Here is a 25231-nt window from a genome sequence, read left to right on the forward strand (position 1 = left end):
TCTCGATACTCAAGTTAACACTCACTTCTCTCTCGCTATGCACATCGTGAGTTGGTTGTCTTTCTCCCTTTTTGGGCTCCCTGACAAAAACATCGGAAATACCGAACCAAAAACCACATATGCAATATAAAATTCGAAAGCAATTCTATCCTCGAATCGTTCCAAGGCTCTAGATAGGAACTGTAAGAATTGATTCAAGAGCTAAAAGAAGCGTTTCTTTAGATGTAAAAGTTCGACTATTTGCGGCGAAATGTTGCGATTTCAACGAAATTCATGAGCATTTGTAACGAACTGTCACAACAGGAAGAACTAGAAGTAAGAACGTGAACATCCCCTAAAGGGAAGGATAAATGGCTAGGTGTAGCGTGTTAAAAAGTAAAACGCCCGAAATGATTGACCACATTTCGGGCGAAGAATTCCAAGCGATAACTTACTGTGGGGATTCTATGTTCATCTCGTTTAGCCCACCGGCATTGTGAAGTGCTGTGAAGCCTTTAGACTCCATATAAGCCAATGCTTGCCCAGAGCGATTGCCACTGCGGCAGTAAAGCACTATAGGTTGAGACTTATCGAGTGCAGTGATGTACTTGTCCAACTCAGAAAGTGGATAGTTAACGGCTTGCTCTAAATGCCCAGCATTAAACTCTTCTGGCGTACGAACGTCGATGACCATTGCACCTTGCTCAATCATTTGCCAGCCCTGTTTTGCTCGGTCACTGGCATGAGCTGACCCTAAAACAAACAACAAACTAAGTACAATATAGCGAAACATAACCTTCATTCTTCCCTCCTTGAGCATCACACTGAGTAGCCGTTGTCTAGAACAAGTCTAGCGTAGCCTCTCTAGCACAATGTTTTGGTCTAGATGTTCATGATACGGCTGATAGTCAAAGCCACGATCAAAAATATAAGCCGTTACCAATGAACGAACACAACTCACAAGCTCTTCAGCCTTCCAAGGCTTCTCAAAATAGTGGCTGACACCCGCCGTGTTAATCGCAGTAATGGTATCTGAGTGTGTCGCTTGCCCAGTAAGGAGCACCTTTTTTGTTTCTTTAAATCGACTGTCTCGTGATAGTTCGGTCAACAGTTCTACCCCTGTCATTCCCGGCATCACATGATCCGAAACAATCACCGCGATACTTTCACCTTCCGCATCAAGGTCTTCAATTAGATCCAGTACTTCTTCGCCCGATTCACAGTCTTCAATGTTAAGCCAGCTTGATAGCGGCTCAAGATCTTGAATGACGGCGCTGAGTACTTCTCTCTGGTCATCAACACAAATGACGTTAAGCTTCTCCATATGCTTCTCCTACTGGTAACTTGACGCGAAAGATAGTGCGCGTTTCATCGCTTTTAACGGCAATTGTGCCACCTATCTCGCTAACGATTCTTTTTACAATTGATAGCCCTAACCCCAGACCAAAAGACAGTCCGCCTTTTTTGGTCGTGAAGTTAGGCTGAAAGATTTTTCGGCGTGTGGACTCATCGATTTCCGGCCCATTATTGGCAATGGTCACCAGAATACGTTGGTTCACAAACTTGGTTTGAATATTGATATTTGGCGCATCGGTTTGCGAAAGTGCATCACACGCATTTTTTAAAATGTTGCTCCAAATCTGCACATACTCCGTCGAAGCCCCTTTTATTAGCGGTAGAACCGCTGGCTGAACGCGAACCGACACTCTTCGCAAATCACTTTGCAACAGTGCCAGTGCTTTATTGATGGTGTCGTTAATATCAAGCAGTTCGTTTGGTTCACCATCAGTACGGCCTAATTGCTTCACAGACTTTACGATTCCTACCGTATGTCTCGCGGCAATTTTGAGATCATGTAGATCTCGCCCCATACCCCAGTATTTGAGCGCTTTTTGAGGGTCATGCAACCACGACTCAGGGATTGGGTTATTGCCTAGCGCTCTCGCCAGTTGCTTCGCCGTATCTCTTTCTAAGCGATAATCACTTTGGTAGCGCTTAGCAATTCGGCGCACCTCACTGGAAGAAACCGCCTGACCATGCATCAAACCGACATCGAAATAACCACTGACTTCTGGGTGCAGCTCTTCGAGAAGTTGCAACAAGTCCTGCTGCATTCGCTCGGTTTTGCTGTTCACCACACCTATGGCATTATTCAGCTCATGCGCAATTCCAGCCGCCAATTGGCCCAGAGTGGTCATTTGCTCCGCAGTATGCAGGCGTTGAAGGGCTTTCTCCTTGGCTAGAGCTTCTTGCTTAGCGCGTCTTTGACGTCTTGATAATTCATTGACCATTACCGGCATAAACTGGGCACTCAATGGACCGTATTGTTGCGGATCGACTGGCTCTGTATGTTTATCTATCCAAGCCAGCGTCACTTTTGTTTTGGCAATTACCGTTGATGAAGCAACCCAGGTGCCAGAAAAGAAACTATGCACTCCAATAAATGCCCCATTAGAGGCATTAAAGAGTTTCGTGAGCTTGCCATCTTGATCACTTTCAAAGTAGCCCTCTAGCTCTCCTTCGAGAACGTAATAAAGACGGTCATTGTGCGCTTCTTGGCGCAGTACCACTTCCTCAGCATCGAACGTCACCTGACGCTTTGACTCTGAAAAATAGTGGCGTACCAATAATTCCATTCGCGCTTACCCTATATGTCCAACCGCGTGCAGCAGCCACACTAAGACAAAGCTCAGCAATACGCCCACCACACCTAAGATCACGCCAACACGCGCCATCTGACTGCTCTGAACATGGCCTGTTGCATGAGCAAGAGCGTTTGGCGGCGTACTGATTGGTAGAGACATACCCAGTGACGCTGCAAAGGTAACCACGAGAATAAGTGTTAGCTCTCCTCCCAATGGCGTAAGAGACGTCATTGAGGTGCCTAATGCTGCCATAATAGGCATCAACAAGTTTGCCGTCGCGGTATGGGACATAAAATTCGCCATCACCAAACACAGGAATGCAGCACCAAATAGCACGACATAAGGAGAGAATTCATCAAACGGAATACTGTGAACCACAAGACGTGCAAGCCCTGTTTTATCAAGTGCAAGACCCAGAGCGATACCGCCTGATACCAACCACAGCACATCCCAAGAAATCTTTTTCAGATCTTCTTTATTGATGATACCTGTGAGCGAGAAAATGGCGACAGGAATAAGTGCAACTGTGTATGAGTTCATGCCGTGTGTCGAGCCCATTAGCCAAAGAATAATGGTCAAGGCAAACGTGATGTACACCATGATGGCTTTCGGCGTTTTAAGGAACTTACCTTTAATCGACAGTTCGATTTTCTTTTGATCGGCGCTGTATAGGAAGTTAATCAACATCCAAGCCAGCGCCATCATAACAACCACGAACGGCACACCAAATGCCATCCACTCACCGAAACTGATGTAGTTGTCACCCACCAAGTATTTGAGTGCAATCGCGTTCGGCGGCGTACCGATTGGCGTACCGATACCACCAATATTGGCTGCAACGGGAATACACAGCGCAAACGCGATACGACCCGGATCTTTAGGGCCAAACACGGCTATCACAGGTGTAAGAATCGAAAGCATCATCGCGGTCGTTGCCGTGTTCGACATGAACATCGAAAAGATACCGGTGATTAACATCAAACCCAACATAACAAACTTCGGGTCACTGCCAAAAGGTTTGAGCAATACGCGAGCTAAATTGACGTCGAGGCGATACTTGGTTGCCGCCATAGCAAGGAAGAAGCCCCCCAAAAATAGCATAATGATAGGGCTCGCAAAGGTGGCCATGATCTCGTTGTAATTAAGAAGCTCACCGAAGTGTGACTGCCCCTCTCCCGCCCTAAATAAGTAAACGCCCTTATTGGACACCAGCAATAGCTCGAGAACAATAATGACAACGGAGGTGGCGTAGATAGGAATCGGCTCAAATACCCAGCAAAGCGCGGCCAACAAAAAAATAGCGATAACGCGCTGCTGAACTATGGTCAATCCTTCGAAAGGGAATGCGGATAATGGTAGAAGTAGTACGATCAATGGGATCGATATCGGAATGATATACTTCAGATATTTTTGCATGATACTGCTCGTCCTGAGAATAGATTACTGTGAGCAGTATCACGCCACTATGCCAGTTTGGACTAGCGTAGGATCAAAGTTTCCTCATAAATATCATCAAGTTTCTTGGAATGTGATTTGAGTATCAATTTAGCTAAGTTTGTTTTTAAGGCTTTCGACCACGGACTTTCTAATTGAGCCAAGTCGCGGTGTCTGCTCCTGTTTAAATGGAATCGGACGCATCAAACTGATGGTCTTCAATCCTAACCGAGCCGTCACCAAACCAACGCCTAAACCCTGCCCTGCACGAGCTGACAGCTTTTCTGCCAGATTCATCGACAATATGTCCGCACTTGATTCAATCGCAAGCTCACTGGCACCTGCAATCGCAATATTCACTAGCACCAATTTAAACAGCTTCAATCTCGACCAGTAACCCAACTCAACACCATAAATCTCGGAGATGCTGTCAATCATGCGGAAGTTACGCCATGCGATTAAGAGCATGTCAGCAATGGCAAGTGGGCTTAATGCCACCAAAATTGCTGCTTCACCTGACAATTTAGATACTGATGCCATCGCCTTCTTGTCCTGCTCTGTCAGCACCATAGATTGATACATATCGAGCACTTCCGCATCGCTGTGGGCACTGTGCACGCTATTTTGCCAACGATCAAAAGCCGGATGCTCCGCTGGTATAGACGCCTCATGAGCAAGCTTTTGACAGAATTTTTCGCCTTTGCCTACCGCGTCATTATCTAATAACGCTTGCGCCTCTTCCTGTACTGAGAAGTGATTCTTTAATTTTCGAAGTTTGAATAGCTCTTTACCAAATGCACCGATACCCATGACAGCAACGCCAGTTACTAAAGCAGACCAACCAAGTGATAGATAGTCGCCTGTCGTCGCAGCAGTCACCACATTATCGATCGCCTGCCAGCCTACCAAACCGGCAAACGCTGTTAGAAATGTCGTGGCTATCCAGCCTTTCTTGCTGCTACCGCGGATGGTTTTCTCCAGTTTTGCCTCATTCTCGTCTTCAACAGCCGCTTGCTCAACAGGAACAAAGGTTTGCTCGGGCTCAAACAATTTTTGTCTGTTCATGTCTAATGTTGGCACTGCATTAGACAAATCTTCGTCAAAGACTTTTCTGTTTTTCATATCACTCATCGAAGTTTGTCTCCAATCAAATACTGCATCGCTTTATCGAGGCGAATATGACCACAAGGTGCGTCTTGTGCACTTACTAGAGGCCTAAACGAGGTAAACTCAAACCCACTCTTCTGCCAAAAATCAGGCTTCGGCAGCCTTGCTGGTACGTCACCCGGATAGAGGGTTAATGTCTGATTATCCAATGTCGTACCACGCAATGCTGGAGAACTGTCGCTACCATTACCCACAAAGCCGGCTTCCGTTGCTTGAATCGATGCGACGCTCATGCAGTTCATCTCAATATTTTCAAACGCTGTTTCCTGCCACGCGGGATGAACCATTTGCTGCAATAAACTCACCAAATTACTGTGCTGATTCGGGGTTACATGGTCTGCCTTTGTCGCAGCAAACAAAATTTTGTCAATGCGCGATGCAAACAAGCGCCTTAACAGGTTTGATTGCCCATAGCGGAAACTCTTCATGATCTGCTGAAGGGCTTGCTTCATATCGTTGAAGGCTTCGTCACCTGCCATCAATGGCTGAAGACAATCCACCAGCACGATTTGGCGGTCAAAGGTAGCAAAGTGCTCTTTGTAAAACTGCTTAACGACCTTGGTTTGATACTCTTCGTAGCGGCGTTTCAGCATGGCATAACCGCTGTTTTTGTCTGCTTTATCTGCCAATGGCTTGCATGGGAAGAACTGGAGCACAGGAGCGCCCGCGAGCTCTCCGGGTAACACAAAGCGACCGGGTTGTACCCAATGAAGCCCACGTTCTTTACAAGCAAACAGATAGTCGGTGAAGGTCTGAGAGATCTCAGCAATCACTTTCTCGTTGGCTTCTGCTTTTCCATCAAACGCATCCAATGCCGTAAGCCAACTTTGGGCACACTCGCTACGAATGCCAGACAAGTTTGCAAACTGCAGCTCACTCCATTCTTCAAAGGAAAGATCGAGTAAAGGCAAATCCAACAGCCACTCTCCTGGATAGTCAATAACATCAATAAATAGAGTGGACGTTTTACTCAATAAACGTTTAGCTCCTTTCGCTGGCTTATATTTCAGCGCCAAGCGAATTTCACTCACATCGCGAGTTGGCTGCGGCCATTCAGGTGGCTCAGTATGAAGCTGTGCCATGGCATCATCGTAGGCAAAGCGCGGCACCATTAAATTAGACTGAGGAACGCGTTTCGCACCAATGAGTCGGCCATCTCGAGCACACTCTAATAGTGGCAAGTTATCGTGAGTAGAAGTATGAAGTAGCTGGTTTACCAATGAGGTGATAAAGGCTGTCTTACCCGCTCTAGACAAACCGGTAACGGCAATTCGAACATGAGAATCTAGGCTTCGATGCAACAAATCTGAGACTTCTTGACCAATGCGGTTCATTCAACTTACTCCAATACAAATGACGAGGAACAGTGTGCACTATACGAGATTAACCAAATATGAACAAAAAACCCCTGATACGGTTCAGGGGTTTAGAGCGTGTCTAGAGATATTTAGGTAGGCCAGTTGGCACTAATCATCCTCAATGAGTTTGTAGATAACAAACAAGGCAACCTCAAGCAGTACGGTCAGCACACACGCCATAGTGACGTACTTTTCATTGAAGATGCTGATGCCGTGTAAAATCAAGTCATAGCCAACAAAGAAGCCCACTATTAGTAGTACTGCGATTTGTAATATTTGTATAAATCGAGGCATGTTTGCACTCTCCTTGGTTCTTTTTCTTTGAGTATATACCCTAATTGCCTCAATATGCCAAAAAGCTACTTGGGTATATGTCTGAACTAATTATAAAAAAATAGAGATAAAAAAAAGTGAGGATGTCTTCACACACTCACTTTTTTGAACTCAAACTAGGATGCGTTTTCCGCTTCCGCGATTTTCACTTTCCACGTATCTGGACCAATTTGGTGAGCATTCGCACCACTTGAATCCACCGCAACAGTCACTGGCATGTCTTCGACTTCAAACTCGTAAATCGCTTCCATACCCAAATCTTCAAACGCAACGACTTTTGCTTTCTTGATTGCTTTCGCAACAAGATAAGCCGCGCCGCCTACTGCCATTAGGTAAACCGCTTTGTGCTCTTTGATAGATTCAATCGCCGCAGGGCCGCGCTCAGCTTTACCAATCATGCCGGTTAAACCCGTTTCAGATAGCATCATATCAGTGAACTTATCCATACGCGTTGATGTTGTTGGACCTGCAGGGCCCACAGCCTCATCACCAACGGCATCAACCGGACCTACGTAGTAGATAAACTTGCCTTTAAAGTCCACGCCTTCAGGCAGACCTTCACCGCTCTCTAACATGCCTTGAATGCGTTTGTGCGCCGCATCACGACCTGTCAGAATTTTACCGGTAAGCAGTACTGTTTCACCTGTCTTCCACTCTTGAACGTCTTCCTTAGTGATTTCATCAAGGTTCACACGACGTGTGTTCGCGCCTGCTTCCCACGTGATCTCTGGCCATTCTTCAAGTTTTGGTGGCGTCAGCTCAGCAGGACCTGAGCCATCGAGCGTAAAGTGGACATGGCGCGTTGCAGCGCAGTTTGGAATCATACACACTGGCTTTGATGCCGCGTGTGTTGGCGCAGTCTTGATTTTCACATCAACAACCGTCGTCAGGCCACCAAGACCTTGTGCACCAATACCGAGTTTATTCACTCGATTGAAGATATCGAGGCGAAGCTCTTCTTCCGCATTTTGTGGACCGCGGTCGATAAGCTCTTGAATATCGATATGCTCCATGAGCGATTCTTTTGCCAGTACCGCCGCTTTCTCTGCAGTACCGCCAATACCGATGCCAAGCATGCCAGGTGGACACCAACCCGCCCCCATTGTTGGCAATGTTTTCTCTACCCATTCAGCAATATCATCGGATGGGTTAAGCATGACCATCTTGGTTTTGTTTTCAGAGCCGCCGCCTTTAGCCGCAATTTGGATTTCGACTTTGTCACCCGGCACCATATTGATGTGCACGACAGCTGGCGTATTGTCTTTCGTGTTGATGCGCTTGCCTGCTGGGTCTTTAAGAACCGATGCACGAAGTGGGTTATCTGGATTGGTATAACCTTGACGAACACCTTCATCAATCATCTCTTGTACCGTAAGGTCGCTGTCCCATTGAACATTCATACCAATGTTCACAAAACAAGTTACGATACCGGTATCTTGACAAATAGGTCTATGGCCTTCTGCCGACATGCGAGAGTTAATTAAGATTTGAGCAATCGCGTCTTTTGCCGCTTGGCTCTCTTCCTTTTGATAAGCTTTGTCTAGGGCTTGAACAAAATCGAGGGGATGGTAATACGAGATGTATTGCAATGCATCAGCAACAGAGCTGATTACATCTTCTTTACGAATAACCGCCATTGAATACCTCATTATAATTTTAGCTTCCAGGAGGCCGAACTGTTTGGCCAATCAAACCCCATTGGTCTTTCAATAACCATGAGCAAGCGAGTAACTACTTCGAGCAGAGCGCAGAGTATTACTCACTTTAACCTTAGTGTTATCAGGGCTAAATGTCCGACTTTTTGTTGTGAAAATATGATACTCTTGCTTTCCACTATGCGCCATGAGTGCGACAACGTTTCTGTCACAGTTTAAGCAAATGAACAAAAAAGAAAGCCAATCTATTCAATTCGTTGACCTGCCTTATCAGCCAAATTTAGCCAAACAATACTTTGCCACTATCGAGCAGATCCCTTGGGCTATGCTGCTGAAGTCCTCGACCCTAGAACATGAAAACAATCGTTTTGATATTTTGGTCGCTGAGCCAGTTGCAACAGTGCAAACCTATGGTAAGCAATCAAAAATCCAATGTGATGGAGCGGGATACGTGAGAAGTGATGACCCATTCACGCTTATCAACAATCTTATCGCTGAAAAGATTGGACATACCGAGTCAGAAACTGAATGGCCGTTTTTAGGTGGCGCACTGGGGTATTTTGCCTACGACCTAGGCCGACGAGTGGAACGCATCCCCGAGACCGCAAGCCATGATATAGCTGCCCCAGATATGGCGATTGGTATCTACGACTGGGCTCTAATGGTCGACCACCAGCAGAAAAAAGCCGTCATTATCGGTATTGAGCCAAATAAAAAGCTTAGTTGGTTACAAAATCAGCAAGCCAAGGCTATCTTCCCGTTTAAGCTCACCACCCCATGGCAATCCAACATGAGCCAAACGGATTATCAGCAACGCTTTAACTCTGTGAAAGAGTATCTTTCTGCCGGTGATAGCTACCAGATAAACCTAGCCCAACGACACTGTGCTCAGTATTCGGGCAGTGAATGGCATGCCTTTGAAGTCTTAGATGAACACAATCAAGCGCCATTCAGTGCGTTTATCCGCTTGGAAGACAGTGCAATTATAAGCATCTCACCAGAGCGCTTCTTGCAGCTTCATAACCGCGTCATTGAGACTAAACCTATTAAAGGCACCCGACCACGTTTTGTTGACCCCGCTGAAGACAAAGATAGCGCACTCGATCTGGCTAACGCGCCAAAAGATCAGGCCGAAAATTTGATGATCGTTGATTTGCTGAGGAATGATATAGGCCGCGTTGCCAAACCGGGTTCGGTGAAGGTGCCAAAATTATTTGATATTGAAAGCTTCCCTGCTGTTCATCACTTAGTGAGCACAGTGACAGGAGAGCTAGATAATCAATATCAAGCTACAGATCTATTGCGAGCATGCTTCCCAGGAGGCTCAATCACCGGTGCGCCAAAGGTTCGAGCAATGGAGATCATTGAAGAGCTTGAGCCTAACAGACGCAGTGTCTACTGCGGCAGCATTGGTTATATCAGCGCTCATGGTGTGATGGATACTAGCATAACTATTCGTACACTAATTGCGACTCAAGGTGAGATTTATGCTTGGGCGGGCGGCGGCATAGTGGCAGACAGTAACTGTGAGGATGAATATCAAGAGACATACCACAAACTAGGCAAAATACTACCGATACTAGACAGCTTATGATACTCGATAGGGTCTAACACTAAATCGCCTCAAGTCCCCAATTTGGCCCCCACTTGGCCAGTGTTTGAGTAAGATCTTTTGCGGTGTAGGGTTTGGATAATATGTCATCCATCCCTACATCGTAACAATTTTGACGTTCTTCCGTTGTGGTACCAGCAGTCAGCGCTACTATTGGTTTACGATATTTGGCGCTGCGCAGTCGTTTGGTCGCTTCAAATCCATCCATAACAGGCATCCGGCAATCCATAAAGATAATGTCATATTGCTGCTGGCTAGCATGCTCAACCGCTTCGAGTCCGTTCACTGCTAAGTCAGGCGAGATGCCCAATTTACTCAACATTTTGGTGATAATCACTTGATTCATCTTTATGTCGTCGACCACCAGAATCTTCAACGCTGAAAAGTCTAATGCTTGAGTATTATCGGCTTGTAACGCTTCCGTTTTTGTTTCAATCAACTCCGTCTTTAGAGGCAGAAATACATGGAAAGTAGTTCCAACACCAAGTTCACTTTCCAGCGAAATATCCCCCCCCATCAGCTCCACCAAACGGCGACAAATAGCTAGCCCTAACCCGGTTCCTTCGTAATTGCGGGAGCTGGAGCGATCGGCCTGAGTAAAGGGCTGAAACAACTTCTTTTGAGCCGATTCACTAATACCGATACCAGTATCTGTCACGGAGACCTGAAGGCCACTGGCGCTATTTTCCACACGGACACTAATGTCGCCTTTGTCGGTAAACTTAATCGCATTACCAATCAAATTCACAAATATCTGAGTAATTCGCTCTAAATCACCCTTAATCTGCTGACTATCCAAATTCTGCGTTTCTATTTTAAATCCAATCTGTTTCTCTTGCGCTTTATGTTCAAAAATACTTTTTAACGTCGACTCTAACGTACTCCAAGTGAACTTCGATTCGATAAGCTCAAGCATACCGGCGTCAATCTTGCTGAAATCAAGCAAGTCGTTGATGATGGATCGCAGTAGTTGACCGGATTGGCTGAGATTATGATGAAGGTCTTTCTGTGCATCTGATAATCCCGTATCCGCTAAGAGTTCTACACTGCCCAGTAAACCATTTAAAGGAGTACGAAGTTCGTGGTTTATCATCGCCAAGAACTCTCTAGTCGAACGCTCCGACGCCTCTGCACGATCCTTTGACTCAACTAAGCGCTGGTTGATAACTTGACGGTTAATCGAACTGGCCAGTAACTCACACACCAGTGACATCTGACTGTTAACAAAATCCATATCAAACGTCGTTTCAAGAACGCCCAACTCAAGCCTACCAATCACTTTCTGCTCAAGCTCAATAGAAATACAAGATGTCGTACACCTCTCTGTGGCAATAAGCTGGGTGTATTTAGGCGTTTGGTAATGAGATTGGGTCACTGCTGGGAGGAGCTCACTTGGCAAAGCGATGGCACAGACTACATCGTCCGTCACTTCCGAGAGCTGATTAACCAGATCAACGACGAGCACATCGTCTAGGTTGGCACGCAAGAAAATCCGACCGAAGTGTATAAGAATACGCTCTATTTTCTGTTGAAACTCCAAGCGCTTAAAACTTGCTTCCGAGCGCGCTTCCGTTTGCTTCAGCGCAACCTCAAGCTGCTGATTAGCATAAAAAAGCTCTAAACTCTTCTGCTCAAGTAAGGCTTCCGCTGCTTTTCTCGCGGCTATTTCTCGTTTAAGTTTGCGCTCGATCGCCGAACTGCTGGGCATAGTGTCCTCACACCAACGTGAGACTGAATCTGACAGTGCTGTTGTCATCAGACTGAGGCGTCATCTCAACATTGAGTTTCTCACCGAAATGCTCAGCGCAACCTTCAATCAGCCCCAAGCAAACATGGGACATACAACGCGCACTTTGATAGTCCATCACCATGTCGGTTTCTGACTCACTGATGAAGTAAAATTTAGGAGGTTCAGCGTCTGAATAGAGTTTTTTCACTTCGACATGAATATAGTCCTCTACGTGACGAATAAACTGAAACGTAGAACGACTCGTCCCAATACTGGCATTTTTCGGGATAGCGGCGAGTAAAGTTTTGAACACAGTTTGTCCAAATACTTGCTGAAGCGTCTCTGGATCAATGTTGGTTTTCTTACTTAAGTTGACGATCAATTTGACTAAATCCCGATGATCATAACTGCCAACCGCAGTATAAATGCCCTCATCACCAGACATCTCCAACACCTCATCCAGTACGTCCAAGCCAAACTTTTCTTCAACCAACTCCATGAATTCAGTAAAAATTATTCCTTTCATTCATCTTCTCCCTGTTAGTGGAACGCCCGAGGTGGGTGTTTATTGTGACTTATTAAAGTATTAGGACAATTCTCGCTTGTTTTCCATATATTGTTAAATATCAACTAATAAGCAGACGAAATCTTTTCAGCATCGCTATACGGGTACGCACGACCAACTCAAGCAATACCTTCAATACTCAGCATTCGTTTGTCGCCTTTTGGTTGTCACCTGTAACAACCTTGGCAGGTTTGCAACCGCTATCCCTGTTGCCACATGCTCTACACCATCACAAATCGAGTACACAAAGCGCCTTGGATTGTTTGATGCTCCTTTTTCCTCTTTATCCACAAACGAACCATCCGCTTGCGGGACTAGAAACTGTTGACCGTCCAAACAGAAAACAGACTCTACAAAAGTAATAGGGCTCGACAATGAAGGGGTTACCTGCGTCAGTGCTTTTTGCTCAAAACACTTGGTATCGAGAGACAAGGATAGCCTAGAGGTAAACAAGCTAGAGAAACGAGAGAAATCCAAACAGCTCATAACCTTGGTGACCTCATCAGAACCAAAATTCTTGAATAAAAGGCTCAAGTGACACAACTTTGATTTCGGAGCCAATAGTGTTTGATTGGGGTAGACTAACAAATAGAGTGGTGTGACATTAAAGGTGTAGCCTCTTTCTATGTCATCAACGCCCAAAAAAGAGACCTTCACTTTATCAGACGATTTTCCGAATGCGTGTCGGCACAAGCTTTCTATGGGAATCATGACGGTTCCGTCACTGAGTACCGTGTAACCTGAAAGAGACGAGGCTTGTCTGCGCAAAGTTAATTCACTCATATCTGAGCACGGCAAGTCTAGATGTTCAGGTACACTCAACACTTTATCTGCACCAATAGGGCAATTAACCTGAAACGTCACACTGCCCACAGTGCATTTCAATACTAGCGTTTGCTCATCTTTTGACTGTTTACGATACGCGTAAAAACCATTGCCAAAGTCCTTAAACACCCCGTTCGGATTTTCACATATCACATACTCTGGCTCTATGGACTCTAAATTTTTGGAACAGCTTTGTATAAACTCTCGCGTAAACACTAGAGTGTTACAAGCGAGTTGTAGAATAAGTCTTCCGTGCTTTTCTCCGCGTTCCATAATAATCACCTAATACTCGGAGCAAATATAAAGTTAGTCGACAGACCCACTGCCGGTAAGGTGCTCTTGAATCTGCTCGGCAGTCATTGGTCTGTAGAAGAAATAACCTTGAATAAAATCCACACCTATTAGCTTGAGCGTTTCTAATTCCTCAGAGTTCTCGACACCCTCTGCAACCACCTTGATGTTTAAGTCATGGGACAGTTGTCTTAGCATATTAACTGCAAAAAACTTCTGTTTTATCTGATGGATATTAGTAATAAATTTGCGATCAATTTTTAGTTCATCAAAATGAAAATCGCTAAAGTAGGAAAACGAAGAGTTGCCTGTACCAAAATCATCAACCGCTATTTTTACTCCTGAGTCACGAATGTGCTCCAATAGGTTAGAGTTATTAATGTTTTTCTCGAAATAGGACGTTTCTGTAATCTCAATTGTGACATCATCATTCGCGACTGGTGACTCATTTATATAGGTAAACAACTCTTGAAGATGCTGAGACTCCGTATCAGCAATCGAGCAGTTGAGCGACAGCGTTAGCTTTTGCTCCACTGCAACGTCGAGCTGAACAAATGCTTTGATGGCCTTCTCAGCAACAATCATATCAATGGCATTGATCATCTTTAGCTCTTCAGCAAGGTGTATCATCTCCTGAACACAATAGTCCACTTCTTCGATTTGGAAGCGGCACAAGGCTTCTAACTTCACAACCTGGTTAGTTTTAGTGTCCACAATCGGCTGAAAGTGAACATCTATTTGTTTGTTTTGAACCGCTTCGATGAGTAAATTTTCCAACTTTCTACGACGAATACTCGCTTGCACCAGCACTTCATCGTAAAAATTCACACTACTTGCTTGAGTGTCATGAACAAACATGGCTTGAACCGACTGTGAAATCACCTCGTCCATCGCACATTGGTTAAAACCATGCAACGCAACCCCAATTTGCCCATCAGAGATATCATTGTTCAAATGGTCCTCTAGATACTTGCTCAAACCCGTGAAAAACTGCTTAATACACATATTGATTGTGGTGACGTCTTCAACGTCGTCTTCACGTATTCGAAGCAAGACAACAAATGTATTCCTGCCAATATAACCGAAGCTATCGGCATTATGAAACGACTGAAGTGCGGCATACACTTTTTGACGTGACTCCACCTCTAACTCGCTGTAGAAGCGAGGGTGTAAACTCACTACGATAAACTTGCCTCCTTGAGATGAAAGCCGCCTGGCACTGTTTCTAAACGCGACTTCATCCATCTCCTCCAAGTTAGGGATATTAGCTGCATCTGGCGCGTTATTCTTTACGGGGTTCCGATGTTCACCTAAAAAGCTATAAATATAAAAACAGCGCTCTTGAGCGACCTCAACTCGCTTTATATGAACCATCTCCAACATAGATCGTGATGCTTTCGCATTAGTAATCATCGCTCCGCGCCATTTCACCTCACGTTCAATACGTTTCTGAAAGGCTTTAATATGTCGCTTGTCACTATGGAAAAGCCCTCCCTCACTAATACTGCGTCCCAATAACGCAAGTGAGGATGTACCATGATCTCGACACAACTTCTCGTTGGTAAACAGCACTCGGTGTTTATCATCGGTGATCATGACTCCTCTGGCAGGATCATCCAGCACGTGCTCCAAAAGCTCAGTGCAGGCAATCTTAGACAGCGTGTGTGATAACACTTCGACACTGCCTTTAACCAAATTATCAATGACTAAGTAGATCTCAAACTTCACTACAATCAATTCGCCGCCAGTCGTCTCAAGTGGTATAGGTACAGCAGCTGGTGCACCATCGAATTGGACGTCGCGAATCAAAGTGAGTATATGGTTAATACTGTCAATCGAAGGCGGATTGACATGAGAATGACGGGTATCAAAGTTCATAACCCTCTGCCAAAACTCGCCTTTTGACACTTCAGTAGTAATGTCATGAAGATGCTCAGACCAGAACAGCTTCTTCGCTTCAGCTTGCTTCACTAGCATGTCGATCTCTCTTTGAATTATTAGCCAACTGAGGTGCTTATAAGTTTCCCTCTCGCACCAAAACAAGTTAGAAGAAACAAACTCAAATTCAAGTTGATATTTACTTGAATACAGTGCAATGCGTTCTAGGTTATTGTCATGTTGCTGTGTAACGGAGGGGCCCGATGGATTACGTGTATGTCGATGACCTATATGACGATGTGTATCGTACCCCGCCACCTGTCGACAGAGTGCTACAGCGCGGTGATGTACCCGAAGAAGAATTTGAAATTCGTGAGATTCTTGATTGTTGGTATCAAGCTGGCTTTATGCCATTTGTCGAAGATCAACTGGAGCAAATGAACTTTTGGCAACGAGTAGACGAGTTTAAACGTTTAACCAAAACACTCACACTGCTGATACGATGTCGGGCATACCAAAGCGCAGTGAAACGTATTACGTCACAATGGCAATCAGAATCACTAGAGTTTCGCTACGTTCACTATTTACTGTATAAAGTGAGTCACCCATAAAATACTATTTTTATTAGGGATTTAATTATCTCTGCCATTAGCACTAATACTTAAACTATCAATAGCGATTTTACGGTACGTATGATAATTTATTAATGTGTACTTTTTATAAGTTCTATTATGTACAAATACGTCAAGGATAAACTCGATCACAACTACACTCAGGCGGTGCCAATTGGCCAAACTTTGAGTGAGAAAGAGATACCGCAGGAAGAAATTGAGGTCAGGGAAATGGTCGAAGCCTGGTATGTCAGTGGCTATCGCCCGTTAGTTGGGGAAGACACTCTCTTTGAACAATATTGCTGCGCTCAATCTTTGGCGAATATTAAGGGCGATTGGGGATCACAACAACAAAAAACAACCAGACTTCAACGCCTTGAACAGACACTGGCTGAAATTTGTCGTCACCATGTATATTTCGCAGCCCTCACTCGCTTTTTATCAGGTGTACAGGACTGTTCAGTCAAACAACGGCTAACAGAGATACTGTCAGTTGCCGAAGCGCCACAATCGAAGTCATGGCTGTATCACTAGTGTCACCTACTAGCTACTAACAGCTAGCAACTAGCAACTAGCAACAAAAGTTACTCACCCCATTACCCAGCCATCAAATATGAGCTTGCCCTGTAGTTTGGTCACACCTTCTTGCTGTAGTTGGCGTACTCTCTCTTTAGAAAGCCCATACATTTCACCTAGGCAGTCTAACGTCAATACTTCTTTACCAAACAGTCCAAAGCGATGAATCACAATATCTCTATACTTGTCCGGTAGAGATAAAACCACTTTTTCCAAGCTTTTCAGAAGCTTTTCATCATGGCAAGTATCGTAAGGTTCGGGAATAGCATCGGAGCGACACGTATCTAGGCTCTGAAACTCCTTGTCTGTGATATCGACCGAAGCACTAGACTCGATAAATCCACTCATGTGAATCAGTTCACTCACGTGTTGCTGTGAATTCGACGTTTGCTCAGCAATCTCTTTGACAGATGGTGCTCTTTTTAAAGCTGAGCGCATCTCATTCGTTTGACGTGACAGTCGATTGATTTCCTTGATCACATGAACTGGCAAGCGCACCGTTCTTCCAGTATTCATCAAAGAAGATTCAATACTTTCTCGGATCCACCATACGGCGTAGGTGCTGAAGCGGAAGCCTTTTTCAGGTTCAAACTTGTCAATAGCTTTGATTAAGCCTAAATTTCCTTCCTCGATCAAATCGAGAATAGTGTGATTATTTAAGCCTCGCTTTGTGTAACCTCTCGCAATCTTGACCACAAGACGAAGATTGGATTCAATGAGTACATCCCTCGCTGCCTTGTCCCCGCGTCTGGCTAGCGTCGCGTAGTAGTATTCTTGTTCCGGTGTCAGCAAATCAATACCTACGACATCTTGGATATACTTGGAGTAGAAATCTACGTTGCAGTCTAAGCCGGCAGTTTTTGCGTTTTCGATCCTAGTAGTCATGGCAATCTCCATATCTTTCTGCAGCCTCGTCAACTCTATAGATAATTATTAGTTTTGATCTTTTGAGGTGCGTCGCAAGATCAAGAGTAGTCCCCTTTATGCTATGCATCAAAATTTACTTCATACTGTTTAGATAATTAGTGATCGAATTAGTACCAAAGTCGTAGATGGGGAGCGATTACAAAGATCAAGTTTAGATCTTAATGATTGGCAGTTTTTCATTTCTAATAAACTATACTATTGTTGTTAAGTAACTGAGTTTGTGACTGAAATGAAACAAACTCAGTCAGCAAAAAACGATAAACAGCATAAAAAGGACAGCAGGATGATAGATTTCGACGTACTTCGCAGCTATATGGACAATGACGAGGACATCATCGCAGCCGTATTTATGGCATTTATGGAAGAGCATGAAAACGGTGCAGACAAAATACAATCGCTTTATAACGATCAGAATTGGAGCGAACTGTTTATCACTGCCCACTCCCTAAAAGGTATTCTCGCAAGTTTTGGTGAAACCAAAGCTGTCGACAAGTTAGAAGCGATAGAAACTGCGACTCGCGGTGGCGATGCACCGCAATTGGCGGATATTCAATTCGTGATTCAAGAGTTAGAAGTCATCAAAGACCAAATCAACGAATACTTGGCATCGATGGTGTAGTTGGCGACTAGTAGTATGACTAAATCTGAGTTCTTATCGCGCTTTCAACTGCAACAAACCGAGGACTACCACAAAGAGAGTAAACTACGAACCGAAAATATTGATAAAGGCTCTTTACGTGAAGCCAGTGTATTAATAGGACTCGTCGAACGTGAAGCCAAGCTTCACGTTATCCTTACCAAACGTGCTAGTCACTTAAAGCATCATCCTGGGCAGATCAGCTTTCCGGGCGGTAAAGTTGAGCCTAGTGATCAAAGTCCAACCATTACAGCACTCAGAGAAACAAAAGAAGAGATAGGGATAAGTAGTCATCATATTTCCGTGATTGGCTATCTTCCCAAGCTCGTAACCGTCACAGCGTTCAACGTAACACCGGTACTTGCGTTTGTTGAGCCTAAATACCAACCTAAAATTGACACCAACGAAGTTGACTACTTATTCGAGGTACCACTGGAGTTTCTTGCCTCCCCAGCTAACCTTTCTGCTGTAGGCTTTCAAATTCGCGGACAGCATCATCGCGTTTTATCCATTCCTTATAAAGAGCACTTTATTTGGGGCGTAACGGCGCAGATCATCGAAAACCTACAGACGCAACTTTTGCTAAGCTAAATAATAGTAAAAAGCCAATCGTTTGCCTAAAAATGCATTAGTTTTACTAATGCCAACTATCAAATCACCTAATCAGTAGCACGAAAAAAACGTGATTAAACCTGCAAAATATAACCCCAATGAATAAGCCAGCACAAATCATGACCTAGATCTAGTTTTTGGCTGCAATTTACGTGCAATATTGCGCCCGACTTATTTCCTGTTCCCAAAAAATGAGTATTAACTATGACTACCACAACTACTGCGGCAACGAGCCGCGCGACGTCTAAGTGGACCTACAAAGATTTCACGTGGGCACTTTCTCTTTTCGGTACAGCCGTTGGTGCTGGCGTACTTTTCCTTCCTATTAAAGCGGGTGCTGGCGGTTTCTGGCCATTAGTTATCCTAGCCCTAATTGCAGCACCAATGACGTGGTTTGCGCACAAGAGCCTAGCGCGCTTCGTACTTTCTGCTAAAAACCCAGATGCAGATATCACTGACACCGTTGAAGAACATTTTGGTAAAACAGGTGCTAACCTTATTACTTTCGCTTACTTCTTCGCCATTTACCCGATTGTTCTAATCTACGGTGTTGGTATCACAAACACCGTGGATTCGTTCCTAGTAAACCAAATGGGTATGGAGTCAATCCCACGCTGGTTGCTGTCTGGCTGTCTTATCGCTGCAATGACATGTGGTGTTGTGTTCGGTAAAGAGTTAATGCTAAAAGCGACGTCTGCAATGGTTTACCCATTGGTATTCATCCTTCTAGCTCTATCTGTTTACCTAATTCCAGACTGGAATACATCAATGATGAGCGTAAGCCCAGACTGGGGTTCAATGCCTTCAGTTATCTGGCTTGCTATTCCTATCATCGTATTCTCGTTCAACCACAGCCCAATCATTTCTCAGTTCTCTAAAGAGCAACGTCGCGTATACGGTGACGACGCTGTTAAGAAAACAGACATGATCACTGGCGGTGCGGCGATGATGTTGATGAGCTTTGTTATGTTCTTCGTATTCTCTGTAGTTCTATCTCTATCTCCAGAGCAACTATCCATTGCACAAGAGCAAAACATCTCTGTATTGTCTTACCTTGCTAACGTTCACGAGTCGCCACTTATCTCTATCCTAGGCCCTGTGGTTGCTTTCGCAGCGATTACTTCTAGCTACTTTGGCCACTTCCTTGGTGCTCACGAAGGCCTAGTAGGTCTTGGTAAATCTCGCTCTAAAGCGCCAATCGGTAAAATTGAGAAAGCGTCTCTAGTGTTCATCGTAGTAACCACTTGGATCGTCGCTATCATCAACCCAAGTATCCTTGGCATGATTGAAACCATGGGTGCACCGATGATTGCAGCTATCCTATTCCTGATGCCTGTATACGCAATGAAGAAAGTACCAGCGATGGCGAAGTACAAAACTTCTGCACCAGTACAAATCTTTACAGCAATCTGTGGTGTTGCAGCGATTACTTCGGTAATCTACGGCGCTTTTTAATTGACGCTGTCAATTGAACATCTCGATTAAATCGAATCTCGATACACAATAATGATAATTTAAGCCCCTATGACTCACTAGGGGCTTTTCTAGAGGCAAATCAGTATGATCAGTGTTTTTGATATCTACAAAATTGGTGTTGGTCCTTCAAGCTCACACACTGTTGGTCCGATGAAAGCAGGTAAAGAGTTCATCGATGACCTACGTACTATGGGCAAGCTAAGAGACATCACTAAGATCACTGTAGATGTTTATGGATCACTATCACTGACAGGGAAAGGTCACCACACAGATATCGCTATCATCATGGGTTTGGCGGGTAACTCGCCAGAAAAAGTCGACATCGACTCTATCCCGGGATTTATTGCACGCGTAGAAGAGACAGAACGTCTACCGGTTGGTATGCATTGCCATACGGTTTCCTTCCCTCGTGAAGGCGGAATGAACTTCCATTCAACCAACCTAGAGCTGCATGAGAACGGTATGCAGATCCACGCATGGATCGATGAAGAGCTCGCTTACTCAAAAACGTACTACTCGATCGGCGGTGGCTTCATCGTTGACGAGGAAAACTTTGGCAAAGAGGAAGTCTCTGCTCTCAAGGCACCTTATGAGTTCAACTCAGCTGAAGAGCTGGTTAACCTATGTAAAGACAACGGTCTTTCTATTAGTACACTCGTAATGGCAAATGAGCACGCGGTTCATTCTGATGAAGAGACGCGCACTTACTTTGCAAACATCTGGCGTACCATGCGTGAGTGTATGGAACGTGGTATGAATACCGAAGGTATTCTGCCGGGCCCTCTACGCGTACCACGCCGTGCTGCAGCACTTCGTCAGCAATTGATCACGTCAGAAAAGACCACTACGGATCCAATGTCAGTCGTTGACTGGGTTAACATGTTTGCGTTTGCGGTCAATGAAGAGAACGCCGCTGGCGGTCGAGTCGTTACGGCACCAACAAACGGTGCGTGCGGAATTATTCCAGCAGTTCTGGCTTACTATGACAAGTTCATTCAAACCGTCTCAGAGAAAGATTACATCCGCTTCTTTGCTGCGTCTGGCGCAATTGGTGGTCTGTACAAGCAAAATGCCTCTATCTCAGGTGCGGAAGTGGGCTGCCAAGGTGAAGTTGGCGTAGCATGTTCAATGGCCGCAGCAGGTCTTGCTGAGCTCATGGGTGGCAGCCCAGAGCAAGTTTGCATGGCTGCTGAAATTGCTATGGAACATAACCTAGGTTTGACTTGTGATCCAGTTGCAGGCCAAGTACAAGTGCCGTGTATCGAGCGTAATGGTATCGCTGCTGTAAAAGCGATTAACTCGACACGTATGGCTCTTCGCCGCGCATCTGCTCCACGTGTTTCACTCGATAAAGTGATTGAAACCATGCTAGAGACAGGTAAAGACATGAACGCTAAATATCGTGAAACGTCGCAAGGCGGTCTAGCAATTAAAGTGGTTTGTTAATAGGTCTGCAAATCTCTCTATAGTATAAATGCCGAAGCCTAAACAGCTTCAGCATTTTGCTAAGTTAAAGTATAGAGTTGCACCGTGCACTCATTCCCTACCCTTCTTCTACTCCATAACTTCCAACCCTATCTGCTACGATTCATAAGAGTAATGGTACGACCACGTTTGAAGGGTAATTTCTCAATTTTGAGGCAGTTTGCACTAAAAACCATGAGCTTTTCGAGGTTTTACCACAAACCTACTTTTCCATTAGGTATTTATTAACTTAACATTCACCCCGTCAGCCCATACAGTTAACAATATAATTATGCGATTCACTATAACAAATAAACTTCTACTCGCACTTATTCTGGTTTTTGGCACCGTCGTTGTCATTTCAACCACTTATCAATACAACCAACAACGTGATCTTATTTATTCCGTCCTTAGCGAACAGCTGGAAGATAAAGCCAGTAACTACTTCGATAGTTTGAATATGATGATGCTCACTGGCACCATGGCACAGAAAGAGACGCTCCGAGGTAAAGCTCTAGCTCAAGAAAATATTGAAAATGTCCGAGTGCTACGTGGCGACGCCGTGAGTAAGCTTTATGGTCAAGGTTTAGACCATCAAGTTGCGCTTGACGATATCGACAAACGTGCACTGCTCGGCGAAAGTGTCCTAGAACCATTTGAAGCCGAATGGGGGCAAGGCCTCGTTGTGGCATTGCCAATGAAAGCCAGCGAAAACTACCGCGGTACCAACTGTATTGCTTGCCACATGTCGCAAGAAGGTGAAGTACTGGGCGCCATTCGAATTGAGTACAATCTGAGTCATGTAAACAGTATGATCAACAAACGCACCGCGATTGCCGTCGCCATTATGGCTGCCATTGCTTTTATCGGCTACCTCGCGACCATTTTCATTGCAAGACGCTTTATTGTGGGTCCGGTGCAAACCACATCAAAATTTATGACTCGAGTAAGTGGCAGCAAAGATCTCTCCATTCGTTTAGAGGGTAAACAAAACGATGAAGTTGGCGACCTGACTAATGATATCAATGACTTCCTAGACACTGTCTCACATAGCCTAGTTAAAGTTCAATCGACCGCTCAAACCGTCAGTGGCAATGCCGACAAACTTACTGACATCGCGCAAAACAATGAGTCGACTGCCAAGCGTCAGCTTAATGAAACCGCTGCGGTCGAAGCCAACATGCAAACGCTGAAAGAACAACAAGCAACCGTCAGTGAAGCAACACAGCGCGCCTCACAATTAATGCAAGAAACCTGTGAACTCACTCGTCTAAGCAGCGTCGAAGCGAAAAACGCCAGTAATGATATTGAATCCTTGGTTCAAGACATCACACAAGTCTCCACGCACATTTCTGAGCTCAATGAGCAAACGGATCAAGTCTCTGCGATCCTTTCCACTATTAAGGGCATTGCTGACCAAACGAATCTGTTGGCTCTCAACGCTGCCATCGAAGCGGCACGAGCAGGTGAGCAAGGTCGAGGCTTTGCCGTTGTCGCCGATGAAGTTCGCTCCCTTGCCAGCCGAACGACTGAAGCGACCAACGATATTGAAACCATTATTGCCAAGTTCCAACAAGGCAGCAGTTTCTCTGTTAACGCGGTCAATCAAGTGTCCGACACTGCCCACCAGCGCGCTGATGAAGTGCAAGCCCTCGCTCGCAAAATGCAGACCGTAGTCTCGCAAATTGAATCAACGACAGAGCTTGCTAGCCAAGTGCAGGATCAGATCCAAGCCAACCGCCAAACCAGTGAAAGCGTCGGTGAAAAAACCGCCATCATCACGGAGCACGCGAACGAAACATCCAGCAGCGCAACCCAAACGCATCAAATTAGCATGGACTTACAGCAGCTTTCTCATCAGTTGGAGACATTACTTAATCAATTTATGCTTAATAACCACAATAAAGGTTGAACCGTGAAAATTGACAGGTAATATGTCCCTTTGAAAAGAAATTTAGTAGCAACCCAATGAGTTGACTAATTAATGGTCAATAACCATTGGGTTGTATTGTTACCTCCATGGAGATGATTAATAACATGACTTACGCGCCTGTAACTGACGTACTAAGCGGTAAGCTAGCGGTAGACAGTGAAGTAACTGTTCGCGGCTGGATCCGTTCGCGTCGTGATTCCAAAGCTGGAATCTCTTTCCTTGCCATCTACGACGGCTCTTGTTTCGACCCGATTCAGGCCGTGGTCCCAAATAATCTTAATAATTACGAAGAAGAAGTCCTAAAACTGACTACTGGTTGTTCAGTGGAAGTAACCGGCAAAATCGTAGAATCTCCAGCGAAAGGTCAAGATTTTGAGCTTGCAGCGACTGACGTTAAAGTGGTTGGCTGGGTTGAAGACGCAGACACTTACCCAATGGCTAAGACTCGTCACTCAATCGAGTACCTGCGTGAAGTAGCACACCTTCGTCCACGTACTAACGTGATTGGTGCGGTTGCACGCGTTCGCAACTGTCTATCACAAGCAATTCACCGTTTCTACCACGAGCAAGGTTTCTTCTGGACTTCTGCACCGCTTATCACTGCGTCTGACGCTGAAGGTGCTGGTGAGATGTTCCGCGTATCTACTCTAGATCTTGAGAACCTACCTCGCACTGAAAAAGGCGACGTAGACTTTAACGAAGACTTCTTTGGTAAAGAGACGTTCCTAACAGTATCTGGCCAGTTGAATGCTGAAGCTTATGCGTGTGCACTAAGCAAAGTTTACACCTTTGGTCCTACGTTCCGTGCAGAAAACTCAAACACCAGCCGCCACCTAGCGGAGTTCTGGATGGTTGAGCCTGAAGTGGCATTTGCTGACCTAGAAGACGTGGCTAAGCTAGCTGAAGACATGCTTAAGTACGTATTTAAAGCGGTACTAGCAGAGCGTCGTGATGACCTTGAGTTTTTTGCTCAGCGCATCGACAAGCAAGCGATCACTCGCCTAGAGCAGTTCGTAGATGCTGACTTTGCACAAGTTGACTACACAGACGCAATCCAGATCCTTCTAGATTCTGGTCGTGAGTTCGAATTCCCAGTTGAGTGGGGTATCGATATGTCTTCTGAGCACGAACGTTACCTAGCAGAAGAGCACTTCAAAGCACCAGTTATCGTTAAGAACTACCCGAAAGACATCAAGGCATTCTACATGCGCTTGAACGATGACGGTAAAACAGTTGCTGCGATGGACGTACTAGCACCGGGCATCGGTGAGATCATCGGTGGTGCACAGCGTGAAGAGCGTCTAGACATTCTAGATGACCGTATGCGCGCGATGAACATCGACCCAGAGCACATGAACTGGTACCGCGACCTACGTCGTTACGGCACAGTGCCTCACGCAGGCTTCGGTCTTGGTTTTGAGCGTCTAGTGTCTTACGTAACTGGTATGGGCAACGTTCGTGACGTTATCCCATTCCCACGTACACCACGTAGCGCGAACTTCTAAGCACATCAGTGCATAGAAT

The 25231-nt window shown here is 45.1% G+C and carries 22 protein-coding genes; 9 read left to right on the plus strand and 13 right to left on the minus strand.

The genetic code is table 11. The features are described 5' to 3' along the window. Positions 1–430: 430 nt before the first annotated feature. The 8 genes from ACJB0T_RS12655 to ACJB0T_RS12690 all read right to left on the minus strand — a co-directional run bounded on the left by ACJB0T_RS12655 (position 431) and on the right by ACJB0T_RS12690 (position 8553). Positions 431–781: a rhodanese-like domain-containing protein gene (locus ACJB0T_RS12655; protein ID WP_479289668.1), complete on the minus strand. Its 351-nt coding sequence runs from the start codon at positions 779–781 to the stop codon at positions 431–433. Between the two features lie 48 nt (positions 782–829). Beyond that, a complete protein-coding gene (locus tag ACJB0T_RS12660) occupies positions 830–1303 on the minus strand; it encodes a response regulator (RefSeq protein WP_479289666.1) in 474 nt (157 codons plus the stop codon). Continuing rightward, positions 1290–2615 carry an ATP-binding protein gene (locus ACJB0T_RS12665; protein WP_479289664.1) on the minus strand — a complete coding sequence of 442 codons (1326 nt, stop codon included), beginning with the start codon at positions 2613–2615 and terminating at the stop codon, positions 1290–1292. Before ACJB0T_RS12665 ends, ACJB0T_RS12660 begins: the two co-directional genes overlap by 14 nt. A gap of 6 nt (positions 2616–2621) precedes the next feature. Then, complete coding sequence (locus ACJB0T_RS12670; RefSeq protein ID WP_479289662.1) at positions 2622–4040, minus strand: SLC13 family permease; 1419 nt, start codon at positions 4038–4040, stop codon at positions 2622–2624. 129 nt (positions 4041–4169) lie between these two features. Beyond that, on the minus strand, positions 4170–5189 hold the full coding sequence (locus ACJB0T_RS12675) for a YcjF family protein (protein ID WP_479289660.1): 1020 nt from the start codon (positions 5187–5189) through the stop codon (positions 4170–4172). Further along, entirely contained in the window at positions 5186–6559 is a 1374-nt protein-coding gene (locus tag ACJB0T_RS12680) for a YcjX family GTP-binding protein (protein WP_479289658.1), read from the minus strand. Before ACJB0T_RS12680 ends, ACJB0T_RS12675 begins: the two co-directional genes overlap by 4 nt. Positions 6560–6691: 132 nt before the next feature. Then, entirely contained in the window at positions 6692–6877 is a 186-nt protein-coding gene (locus tag ACJB0T_RS12685; protein WP_479289656.1) for a hypothetical protein, read from the minus strand. A gap of 155 nt (positions 6878–7032) precedes the next feature. Continuing rightward, a complete protein-coding gene (locus ACJB0T_RS12690; protein ID WP_479289654.1) occupies positions 7033–8553 on the minus strand; it encodes a fumarate hydratase in 1521 nt (506 codons plus the stop codon). Between the two features lie 241 nt (positions 8554–8794). On the opposite strand from ACJB0T_RS12690, the gene pabB reads away from it, so the two are divergent. Then, positions 8795–10165 carry an aminodeoxychorismate synthase component 1 gene (pabB, locus tag ACJB0T_RS12695; RefSeq protein ID WP_479289651.1) on the plus strand — a complete coding sequence of 457 codons (1371 nt, stop codon included), beginning with the start codon at positions 8795–8797 and terminating at the stop codon, positions 10163–10165. 19 nt (positions 10166–10184) lie between these two features. On the opposite strand, the gene ACJB0T_RS12700 is transcribed toward pabB, so the two are convergent. The 4 genes from ACJB0T_RS12700 to ACJB0T_RS12715 all read right to left on the minus strand — a co-directional run bounded on the left by ACJB0T_RS12700 (position 10185) and on the right by ACJB0T_RS12715 (position 15570). After that, on the minus strand, positions 10185–11891 hold the full coding sequence (locus ACJB0T_RS12700; RefSeq protein WP_479289649.1) for an ATP-binding protein: 1707 nt from the start codon (positions 11889–11891) through the stop codon (positions 10185–10187). Positions 11892–11898: 7 nt separating this feature from the next. Further along, positions 11899–12438: a heme NO-binding domain-containing protein gene (locus ACJB0T_RS12705; RefSeq protein WP_479289647.1), complete on the minus strand. Its 540-nt coding sequence runs from the start codon at positions 12436–12438 to the stop codon at positions 11899–11901. A 171-nt stretch (positions 12439–12609) separates the two neighbouring features. Then, positions 12610–13575 (minus strand): hypothetical protein, encoded by a 966-nt coding sequence (locus ACJB0T_RS12710; RefSeq protein ID WP_479289645.1) that lies wholly within the window; start codon positions 13573–13575, stop codon positions 12610–12612. Positions 13576–13608: 33 nt separating this feature from the next. Then, the gene (locus ACJB0T_RS12715) at positions 13609–15570 is read right to left on the minus strand and encodes an EAL domain-containing protein (RefSeq protein ID WP_479289643.1); all 1962 of its coding nucleotides are present in this window, start codon (positions 15568–15570) and stop codon (positions 13609–13611) included. A 164-nt stretch (positions 15571–15734) separates the two neighbouring features. Between ACJB0T_RS12715 and ACJB0T_RS12720 the strand changes: the two genes are divergently transcribed. Then, the gene (locus ACJB0T_RS12720; protein WP_479289641.1) at positions 15735–16082 is read left to right on the plus strand and encodes a hypothetical protein; all 348 of its coding nucleotides are present in this window, start codon (positions 15735–15737) and stop codon (positions 16080–16082) included. A 120-nt stretch (positions 16083–16202) separates the two neighbouring features. After that, on the plus strand, positions 16203–16616 hold the full coding sequence (locus ACJB0T_RS12725) for a hypothetical protein (RefSeq protein WP_479289639.1): 414 nt from the start codon (positions 16203–16205) through the stop codon (positions 16614–16616). Between the two features lie 54 nt (positions 16617–16670). Here ACJB0T_RS12725 and ACJB0T_RS12730 read toward each other — a convergent pair whose 3' ends face one another. Continuing rightward, positions 16671–17543, minus strand: a complete 873-nt coding sequence (locus ACJB0T_RS12730; RefSeq protein WP_479289638.1) for a sigma-70 family RNA polymerase sigma factor — start codon at positions 17541–17543, stop codon at positions 16671–16673. Positions 17544–17868: 325 nt separating this feature from the next. On the opposite strand from ACJB0T_RS12730, the gene ACJB0T_RS12735 reads away from it, so the two are divergent. From ACJB0T_RS12735 to asnS, 6 genes are all read left to right on the plus strand, one after another. Continuing rightward, on the plus strand, positions 17869–18204 hold the full coding sequence (locus ACJB0T_RS12735; protein ID WP_479289636.1) for an Hpt domain-containing protein: 336 nt from the start codon (positions 17869–17871) through the stop codon (positions 18202–18204). Between the two features lie 15 nt (positions 18205–18219). Further along, positions 18220–18813, plus strand: coding sequence for a CoA pyrophosphatase (locus ACJB0T_RS12740; protein WP_479289634.1), 594 nt, complete (start codon positions 18220–18222; stop codon positions 18811–18813). 225 nt (positions 18814–19038) lie between these two features. Further along, a complete protein-coding gene (locus ACJB0T_RS12745; protein WP_479289632.1) occupies positions 19039–20289 on the plus strand; it encodes an aromatic amino acid transport family protein in 1251 nt (416 codons plus the stop codon). Positions 20290–20394: 105 nt separating this feature from the next. Continuing rightward, entirely contained in the window at positions 20395–21756 is a 1362-nt protein-coding gene (locus tag ACJB0T_RS12750; protein ID WP_479289631.1) for an L-serine ammonia-lyase, read from the plus strand. 310 nt (positions 21757–22066) lie between these two features. Continuing rightward, the gene (locus ACJB0T_RS12755; protein ID WP_479289629.1) at positions 22067–23686 is read left to right on the plus strand and encodes a methyl-accepting chemotaxis protein; all 1620 of its coding nucleotides are present in this window, start codon (positions 22067–22069) and stop codon (positions 23684–23686) included. 125 nt (positions 23687–23811) lie between these two features. After that, the gene (asnS, locus tag ACJB0T_RS12760) at positions 23812–25212 is read left to right on the plus strand and encodes an asparagine--tRNA ligase (RefSeq protein WP_042498832.1); all 1401 of its coding nucleotides are present in this window, start codon (positions 23812–23814) and stop codon (positions 25210–25212) included. Positions 25213–25231: the final 19 nt, after the last annotated feature.

This window comes from Vibrio sp. CB1-5 (assembly GCF_059412285.1).

Bases quoted from the DNA above. Each gene is read 5' to 3' on its own strand.
- ACJB0T_RS12655 (WP_479289668.1), bottom strand. From the start codon at position 781: ATGAAGGTTATGTTTCGCTATATTGTACTTAGTTTGTTGTTTGTTTTA.
- ACJB0T_RS12660 (WP_479289666.1), bottom strand. From the start codon at position 1,303: ATGGAGAAGCTTAACGTCATTTGTGTTGATGACCAGAGAGAAGTACTC.
- ACJB0T_RS12665 (WP_479289664.1), bottom strand. From the start codon at position 2,615: ATGGAATTATTGGTACGCCACTATTTTTCAGAGTCAAAGCGTCAGGTG.
- ACJB0T_RS12670 (WP_479289662.1), bottom strand. From the start codon at position 4,040: ATGCAAAAATATCTGAAGTATATCATTCCGATATCGATCCCATTGATC.
- ACJB0T_RS12675 (WP_479289660.1), bottom strand. From the start codon at position 5,189: ATGAGTGATATGAAAAACAGAAAAGTCTTTGACGAAGATTTGTCTAAT.
- ACJB0T_RS12680 (WP_479289658.1), bottom strand. From the start codon at position 6,559: ATGAACCGCATTGGTCAAGAAGTCTCAGATTTGTTGCATCGAAGCCTA.
- ACJB0T_RS12685 (WP_479289656.1), bottom strand. From the start codon at position 6,877: ATGCCTCGATTTATACAAATATTACAAATCGCAGTACTACTAATAGTG.
- ACJB0T_RS12690 (WP_479289654.1), bottom strand. From the start codon at position 8,553: ATGGCGGTTATTCGTAAAGAAGATGTAATCAGCTCTGTTGCTGATGCA.
- pabB (WP_479289651.1), top strand. From the start codon at position 8,795: ATGAACAAAAAAGAAAGCCAATCTATTCAATTCGTTGACCTGCCTTAT.
- ACJB0T_RS12700 (WP_479289649.1), bottom strand. From the start codon at position 11,891: ATGCCCAGCAGTTCGGCGATCGAGCGCAAACTTAAACGAGAAATAGCC.
- ACJB0T_RS12705 (WP_479289647.1), bottom strand. From the start codon at position 12,438: ATGAAAGGAATAATTTTTACTGAATTCATGGAGTTGGTTGAAGAAAAG.
- ACJB0T_RS12710 (WP_479289645.1), bottom strand. From the start codon at position 13,575: ATGGAACGCGGAGAAAAGCACGGAAGACTTATTCTACAACTCGCTTGT.
- ACJB0T_RS12715 (WP_479289643.1), bottom strand. From the start codon at position 15,570: ATGCTAGTGAAGCAAGCTGAAGCGAAGAAGCTGTTCTGGTCTGAGCAT.
- ACJB0T_RS12720 (WP_479289641.1), top strand. From the start codon at position 15,735: ATGGATTACGTGTATGTCGATGACCTATATGACGATGTGTATCGTACC.
- ACJB0T_RS12725 (WP_479289639.1), top strand. From the start codon at position 16,203: ATGTACAAATACGTCAAGGATAAACTCGATCACAACTACACTCAGGCG.
- ACJB0T_RS12730 (WP_479289638.1), bottom strand. From the start codon at position 17,543: ATGACTACTAGGATCGAAAACGCAAAAACTGCCGGCTTAGACTGCAAC.
- ACJB0T_RS12735 (WP_479289636.1), top strand. From the start codon at position 17,869: ATGATAGATTTCGACGTACTTCGCAGCTATATGGACAATGACGAGGAC.
- ACJB0T_RS12740 (WP_479289634.1), top strand. From the start codon at position 18,220: ATGACTAAATCTGAGTTCTTATCGCGCTTTCAACTGCAACAAACCGAG.
- ACJB0T_RS12745 (WP_479289632.1), top strand. From the start codon at position 19,039: ATGACTACCACAACTACTGCGGCAACGAGCCGCGCGACGTCTAAGTGG.
- ACJB0T_RS12750 (WP_479289631.1), top strand. From the start codon at position 20,395: ATGATCAGTGTTTTTGATATCTACAAAATTGGTGTTGGTCCTTCAAGC.
- ACJB0T_RS12755 (WP_479289629.1), top strand. From the start codon at position 22,067: ATGCGATTCACTATAACAAATAAACTTCTACTCGCACTTATTCTGGTT.
- asnS (WP_042498832.1), top strand. From the start codon at position 23,812: ATGACTTACGCGCCTGTAACTGACGTACTAAGCGGTAAGCTAGCGGTA.